Consider the following 7,120-nt stretch of genomic DNA (forward strand, 5'->3'; position numbering starts at 1 on the left):
AAAGGAAAAGAAGAAAGAGAAGGAAGAAATGCTTAACTGAACTGTATTGTGGTATAAATCGCAAAGGTCAAGCTTAACGATCGCTAACTCCTACTGTAGTTTTTCTAGGGATTCGGAAAATATACAACAAGACTGGTGACAAACTGAGTGTAATTTGTAAATGAATATCTAGAATCTGCTACCAGACTGAACGAACTTCCCACAATTTTGACTTTTATTTGACTTTAGGATAGAAACATGAACGATAAGCTGATGCTAATGATTCCAGGGCCAACCCCAGTGCCAGAAGCTGCCTTACTGGCATTAGCCAAGCATCCGATTGGACACCGCACGAGTGAATTTAGCAACATATTGGCAGAGGTAACGGAAAACCTGAAGTGGCTGCACCAAACTCAAAGTGATGTGCTAATGCTGAATGTCAGTGGTACGGGTGCTGTCGAAGCTGCAATAATTAATTTTCTCTCTCCAGGCGATCGCATTTTAGTTGGTTCTAATGGTAAATTTGGCGAACGCTGGGTAGAAATAGGTCAAGCCTACGGTTTGAATGTAGAAGAAGTTAAGGTGGAATGGGGTAAAGCCTTAGACCCCGCAGTATTCGCCGAAAAACTTCAAGCAGATACCCAAAAGCAAATTAAAGCCGTAATCATCACCCACAGCGAAACCTCGACGGGTGTGTTGAATGATTTAGAAACCATCAACCGTCATGTTAAAGAACACGGTGAAGCTTTAATTATCGTTGATGCCGTGACTAGTTTGGGTGCGTTCAATCTACCCGTAGATGCTTGGGGCTTGGATATAGTCGCCTCCGGTTCCCAAAAAGGTTATATGATTCCGCCGGGATTGGGTTTTGTCTCTGTCAGCCCCAAAGCTTGGGAAGCTTACAAAAGTGCGAAGCTTCCGAAATATTATTTGGACTTAGGCAAATATCGCAAAGCCACAGCCAAAAATACAACTCCATTTACTCCGCCTGTGAACTTGATTGTAGCGCTGCATACGACGTTGCGAATGATGAAAGAAGAAGGCTTGGAGTCGATATTTGCTCGACATGAACGGCTGAAAAATGCTACCCGCGCCGCCATTCAAGGGTTAAATTTACCTCTGTTTGCAGCGGATAGTTCCGCTAGTCCGGCGATTACGGCTGTAGCACCACAAGGAATTGAATCGGATAAGATTCGGTCATTGATGAAAAAACGCTTTGATATTGCCCTAGCAGGTGGTCAAGACCATTTGAGTAATAAGATTTTCCGCATTGGTCACTTGGGATTTGTGAGCGATCGCGATATTCTTAGCTGTATAGCATCCTTAGAAGTTACCCTAACAGAACTTGGCTACGAAGACTTTACTCCTGGGTCTGGTATAGCCGCAGCAGTTAGAGTGTTTACACAATAGTCATTGGTCATTGGTCATTTGCAAAAGCAAATCAAAAGAGCGAGTTAAATTATCAACTCGCTCTTTTAATTTGTATATAAATGAGTAGAAACCGCCAAAGTTAATAAACCTATATATCAACCTTTGCACAAGGTAGAGTGGATGTGACATGCGCTAATTATCATAAATTATACCAAGTTGCTCTAAATAGTATTATTTGCTCTGGAGACGGTGGGATACCTTATTTGACCCCAAATAAGACTAACTTTGGCAATTTAGCATGATACCAAATTGGTATAAATAGTATTATTTCAGATTTTGATAACAGCCTTTTAGTAGAGATTTTTAATTTAAAATCCAAAATCCAAAATCCAAAATCCAAAATTATTATGACCTATGCCGTCTCCAGCCAATCATAAATTTGGTCTAATTGCTCTAGAGTAACTAACCCATACTGCCAAAGAATCATTGCCAAAGGCCCTGGGTCTTGCTCTCGATGCCGAAGCGCCACCGCTAGCGATGCTGTGGAAATTGCCAAATCTTCTTGCAAAAAATTAATCAGTCGAGAATATTTTGATGGTGACATTTGTATCTCACCTCCTTGTGCAGAATGTATTGTCATATATGAGTTCACCATTGCTCGGTAGCCAGTAGCCAGTATTTTATCTGTCACTTTGCCGTTATCGGCCATACACCCCAACAGAGTTTTTTTAATTTGCGTTTAATAAAGGCGAATCATCGGAACTCTGAAATATAGAAATTTTCCTACAAATTATCTGCTTGAGAATCGAGCAGTATTTTTACTTAGTTAAATTAGCTCCATTTTGTTTACTTTTCTGCGTTATTTAATTACACATGTAGTAACAAAGATTCCATAGCCTATACTCTCTTATTGGCGACTATTTACACTTGCGCCCAAGGGAATATTTTTGCCAAACCTTAAGACTGCGATTTCAGGTTGGAGACAGTAGAATTTTAGATTATTACTACAGTTTTTAAATAGTAGCCTTACAGATGAATTTTTACCATATGACGTACCATTTTTTACAAAAAAAACATAGACTCCGATAGTATAGACTCTGAACAGAGCAACCATCCAAATCTTTATCACCGCAAAGCACCGAAGTCTCAAGACTCAATTTTGACAATATCGCCCACTTTCAACTTCAATTCGGCAGCCCTTCCAGACCGAAGTTCAATCACTTTATCGATAGGTGTATTAGGCCCATAGGTAGGACAAGGCTCACTTGCACAAGGAGGTGCAGCAGCCTGAATATATTTAACGACTCCGTTTTGTAAAAATACCATATCCAAGGCGACAGGTACATTCTTCATCCAGAAACTAACTGGTTGTGCTGAAGCAAACCCAAACAACATCCCCCGGTTATCTGGCAAAGCTGGTCGATACATCAACCCCATTGCTTGCTGTTGTGGTGTCTGCGCCACTTCTAACTGAATAGTTGTGCCATTAGGAACAATGGCTTTAGCAGAAATTGGTAGTTTTTGACCTAAATTCTCTGCTGCTGAAGTTTGAGAAGCAGATGTGGGGCTGGGAGGTTTAGCTGTTGTTGGTACAGAACAGCCCATCAGGAAAATACTCAGCAACATTGAGAGCAAACTTAGTCGATGAGTCATAATTATTTTTGATTTTGTAATTTAGATTTCAATTTTACAGAATTTAAGCTAGAAAACCCACGGCTTTTATTCGTCCCTTGAGGGGGTAGGGGGCAGGGAGAATCCATACGTTATACGAGGTGGGATTGAAGCAAGGACGCTTTGGGGAGCATCTCAAGGAGTGCTTAAATCTGTTCCCTCACCCCCAGCCCCTCTCCCAAAAATGGGAGAGGGGAGACATAATTCTAGTTCCCTGAATCCCGTCATATGGGATTCGGGGTTAGGGGATGAGGGCAAACACAAGGTTTTTGCACCTGACGGGATGCTCTCACGCTTTGTGCCTCGTGGCACTTTCCGCTCAACACAATCTTTTTTGTTATTGAGCATAGTCGAAATATACTAGTGCGGCTATAAAATGACAACTAAAGTTTTCATTAATACTTCTTTCCTCCAGCAAGAACTGCCTTTTCTTGTAAACTTCCGCCACAGTGTACTAAGATTCTCTCAAAACATATCCTACGCCTCGCACTGTTTGAATAAGGCGCTTTTGTCCTTCATCTTCAATTTTTAGGCGCAAGTAGCGGATGTACACTTCAATTACATTGGACTCACCCAAAAAGTCATAACCCCAAACATTTTCTAAAATTTGTTCGCGGGTTAACACCTCACGGGGATGTTCCATTAAGAACTTTAATAGTTCAAATTCCTTCATTGTTAAGTCAATTGTCCGTCCGCTATGTATGGCACGGCGAGTTGCTATATCTAAAATTAGCTCCCCAAAGCGTAACTGCTCGGTAGTATCTACATCAGGTTTTAAGTAGAGCCGAATCAACTTCAAAAAGTCTTCTGAGCGATAAGGCTTGAGGATGTAATCATCCGCTCCTGCTTCTAGACAGGCTACACGATCATCAACTGTATCCCTTGCCATTAAAATCAATACAGGCGATCGCATACCAGTGCTTCTGAGATTTTTGCACAATGAGAGTCCTGATTCTCCTGCTAGCATCCGGTCTAAAACAATTAAAGCAGGCTGGCGATCGCGGCAGTGTTGTAAACCACTAGTCGCATCATGAGCCAAAATTGATTCATAGCCAGCTTCTTGCAAATCGCAAGAAAGCTGATTTGCTAGGCTCTCATCGGTTTCAATCACCAAAACACAGGGACTTGGAGCAACTGTCATAACAATTAGGGATATTGGATTTGGGATTGTAAAGTATTCTAGAGAAAATCTTTACATCAGTTATAAAGTGCAATTACGAGTTTTTAGTGATGGAGCAATCCTGATTTGACACGCTGCTAAGAATCTTTTAGCACGTTCAGGTGTCACCCATCTAATTCTGCGATGCAATCTTAATAACTAAATCCAAATACCATTCCTACACCAGTAATTCTGGAAGGAAATCACCGAACTAGGTAGTTAAGAAGAGGAAAATCGGGAGAAAAGGGTAAAAATAACTCCCAACTCCCAACTCCCAACTCCCAACTCCCAACTCCCAACTCCCAACTCCCAACTCCCAACTCCCAACTCCTAACTCCTAACTCCCAACTAAGGCAATTCCACCGAAGTTGGTTTAGCGATATGTGGTAAACCCCAACCTAATTTTTCTCGTAGAATTCGGAAAAACTCAGGCGGTTGCAGGCGGATAAATCGGACACTATATTGCGATCGCTCCATATATACTCTATCTTCTGGTAGTACATAGCACCCTCCATTACCATCCACCACCATTACCAGCCGAGGAATGTTGACTGGGTAAATGTTGACCGATTCAGTATCTGGAAATACTAATGCTCTAGAAGCTAGGGAATGGGGACAAATGGGTACTAGCTGTAAAGCAGGTACGCCAGGAGTCACAACTGGGCCACCAGCACTCAACGAGTAAGCTGTAGAACCAGTAGGCGTAGAAACAATCACGCCATCTGCTGCAATATCTACTGGCGCATGACGCCCTATGGCAATTTCAAAATGGCACATAGAGGTCAAAGGTTCCCGGTGTAGCACCATTTCATTCAAGCAGAGGGCTTCCCACAGTACTGCTTCTCCCCGAAACACTTTGACGGTGAGCATGGCTCGTTCTTCAATTTCATACTCACCCGCCATCACCTGTTCTAGTGCTTGCGGCAATTGATTCAGGAAGGTTTCTGTCAAAAATCCCATGTGGCCGGTATTCACTGTTAGCAGTGGAATACCACAGGGGGCTACCTGACGAGACGCTGCTAAAACAGTACCGTCTCCCCCTAACACCACTGCAAACTCCATATCCGAGTCAAAACCAGGGGGCGTTAGACCGTCAATGGGGGTGTGGCATACAGGACTATCCGGGTTAGAGTAGCCCAATATTCCACCGATACTCGATGTGACACACACATCCCAACCGGCAGCGGTTAGCTTGTCTTTCAACTCGATAGCGACACGACCGGCTATCGGTTTAATGTCATTGTAGATAATGCCTGCTTTCGGCACACTCAAATATCCAAGTTTAGGCGGTGCTTTGTATTATGTAATCGTTACACATTTTGGTCATGTAGTCATTAATCTAGAGTCAAATATCCAGAGTCTAGAGTTTCATGACTAATGTCTGTTTTGTAGAGGACTTACGCACAGGTAACGGAAAATCGAACCTTATTAGGCAAAGAGTTGCCAGTGCGCCCTTGCGGTTAAGAGACTTGCTCGCTTTTAGCGTTCCCGCAGGGTAGCAACTGGCGCGACACGGAGGAATAAGAGTTTGAGAGGTTTTTTGCGTAAGTCCTATATGTAATGACTATTGACTATTGGCTTTTGAAGACTCTTTAAAAGGAGTTTTTTTAGGTTTCTGCTTTTTGGTTTTATTTTTCTCGTAGTCTAACTCTTTAAGCTTCTTCATTATTCGGCTGAAGTACTCTTGTAGATAGCTTTCTAGGGTTGTGGTTTGTTGCGGATCTAAGCCAAAAACTGTGTATACTTCATCCATTGAAGCATTTAACTGTTTACCACTAGCCAATACTTCTGTAAATGCTAGCCTGTCTGCTACGTTCCATCCCCACTGAAAGAAGCGCATTAAACCCCGCACAGCACGCAGCAAGGTTATTGGCATCCGCGTTACTCTGGCGTCTTTTCCAGATAAACGTTCGCACAGGTTGATGATTTCTTCTGCACTCCAAGCACGAGTACCGACTACAGGAAAAGCTTGGTTTTGCGTTTCGGGTATACTCAATGCACGGATTGCGAACTTAGCAATGTCCTGAGTATCCATATAGGCGATGGGAGAAGAATTACCAGTCACCCAAACTGGCTGTGATTCCAGAATGGGAATTCCGTACTGACCGATTAATCCTTGCATAAACCCAGCTAGCCGCAAGATGGTATAATTCAAGCCTGACTCAGCCAAGAAGAGTTCTGTACACCGTTTAATTTCCATTAACGGCACTTCTGGGTATTTATCAGCATCTAATATCGAAAAGAAGATAAAACGCTCTACACCGACTGCTTTTGCTGCTTGAATCAATGCTACTTTGCCGTCCCAGTCTACTTGTTTGATACTCAGTGAATCTGTAGGACGAGATGTTGACGCATCAATAACTTGGGTTACACCAACTAAAGCTTCCGCTAGGGTATCGGGGTAACGCAAATTTCCCGGTACGAGTTCTGCACCCCATTCTTTGAGAAAAGCTGCTTTTTTACTGCTTCGGACTAGACAGCGTACTTTATATCCCTCATCGATTGCACGACGAGCCACTTGTCTTCCTAAGGTGCCAGTGGCACCGACGATTAATAATGTCATGAGGGTTGTAATAAATTTTATTGTTTTATGAAAAGAATGTTATCAGAATAACCTATGCAAACAAAACTTTACATCTTTTCTCAGAAAATCGTTTGTTATGGACAGACTCATGAAAAAATAGCTGTCCGCTAAACGGACAAGCTTTTTTCATTTCGCTCAAAAAGGGAGTGGGGACTTGTACTGAGCGACTTGTCTTGAAGGGAAGTCGAAAGGAGCCGAAGTAGTGGAGAGTGGCGATAACAACTCCAAACTCCAAACTCCAAACTCCTAACTCCTAACTCCTAACTTCTAACTCCAAACTCCAAACTCCAAACTCCAAACTCCAAACTCCAAACTCCAAACTCCAAACTCCAAACTCCAAACTCCAAACTCCAAAC

At 42.6% G+C, this 7,120-nt stretch carries 6 protein-coding genes; 1 reads left to right on the top strand and 5 read right to left on the bottom strand.

The features are described from left to right. The first annotated feature begins 237 nt into the window (after positions 1 to 237). Positions 238 to 1,389: a pyridoxal-phosphate-dependent aminotransferase family protein gene (locus V7K73_RS05600; RefSeq protein ID WP_334877893.1), complete on the top strand. Its 1,152-nt coding sequence runs from the start codon at positions 238 to 240 to the stop codon at positions 1,387 to 1,389. A 373-nt stretch (positions 1,390 to 1,762) separates the two neighbouring features. Here V7K73_RS05600 and V7K73_RS05605 read toward each other — a convergent pair whose 3' ends face one another. From V7K73_RS05605 to V7K73_RS05625, 5 genes are all read right to left on the bottom strand, one after another. Next, a complete protein-coding gene (locus V7K73_RS05605) occupies positions 1,763 to 1,990 on the bottom strand; it encodes a DUF2949 domain-containing protein (RefSeq protein ID WP_334877907.1) in 228 nt (75 codons plus the stop codon). A gap of 506 nt (positions 1,991 to 2,496) precedes the next feature. Then, positions 2,497 to 3,003: a DUF192 domain-containing protein gene (locus tag V7K73_RS05610; RefSeq protein WP_334877895.1), complete on the bottom strand. Its 507-nt coding sequence runs from the start codon at positions 3,001 to 3,003 to the stop codon at positions 2,497 to 2,499. 472 nt (positions 3,004 to 3,475) lie between these two features. Beyond that, positions 3,476 to 4,162 (bottom strand): response regulator transcription factor NblR, encoded by a 687-nt coding sequence (gene nblR, locus V7K73_RS05615; protein WP_334877897.1) that lies wholly within the window; start codon positions 4,160 to 4,162, stop codon positions 3,476 to 3,478. Between the two features lie 366 nt (positions 4,163 to 4,528). Then, positions 4,529 to 5,446, bottom strand: a complete 918-nt coding sequence (locus V7K73_RS05620; protein ID WP_334877899.1) for an NAD(+) kinase — start codon at positions 5,444 to 5,446, stop codon at positions 4,529 to 4,531. A gap of 298 nt (positions 5,447 to 5,744) precedes the next feature. Beyond that, positions 5,745 to 6,743 (bottom strand): SDR family oxidoreductase, encoded by a 999-nt coding sequence (locus V7K73_RS05625; protein ID WP_334877901.1) that lies wholly within the window; start codon positions 6,741 to 6,743, stop codon positions 5,745 to 5,747. Between the last annotated feature and the right edge of the window lie 377 nt (positions 6,744 to 7,120).

The sequence above is a fragment of the Nostoc sp. genome (assembly GCF_036916975.1).
GTDB lineage: Bacteria > Cyanobacteriota > Cyanobacteriia > Cyanobacteriales > Nostocaceae > Nostoc.

Bases quoted from the DNA above. Each gene is read 5' to 3' on its own strand.
- V7K73_RS05600 (WP_334877893.1), top strand. From the start codon at position 238: ATGAACGATAAGCTGATGCTAATGATTCCAGGGCCAACCCCAGTGCCA.
- V7K73_RS05605 (WP_334877907.1), bottom strand. From the start codon at position 1,990: ATGACAATACATTCTGCACAAGGAGGTGAGATACAAATGTCACCATCA.
- V7K73_RS05610 (WP_334877895.1), bottom strand. From the start codon at position 3,003: ATGACTCATCGACTAAGTTTGCTCTCAATGTTGCTGAGTATTTTCCTG.
- nblR (WP_334877897.1), bottom strand. From the start codon at position 4,162: ATGACAGTTGCTCCAAGTCCCTGTGTTTTGGTGATTGAAACCGATGAG.
- V7K73_RS05625 (WP_334877901.1), bottom strand. From the start codon at position 6,743: ATGACATTATTAATCGTCGGTGCCACTGGCACCTTAGGAAGACAAGTG.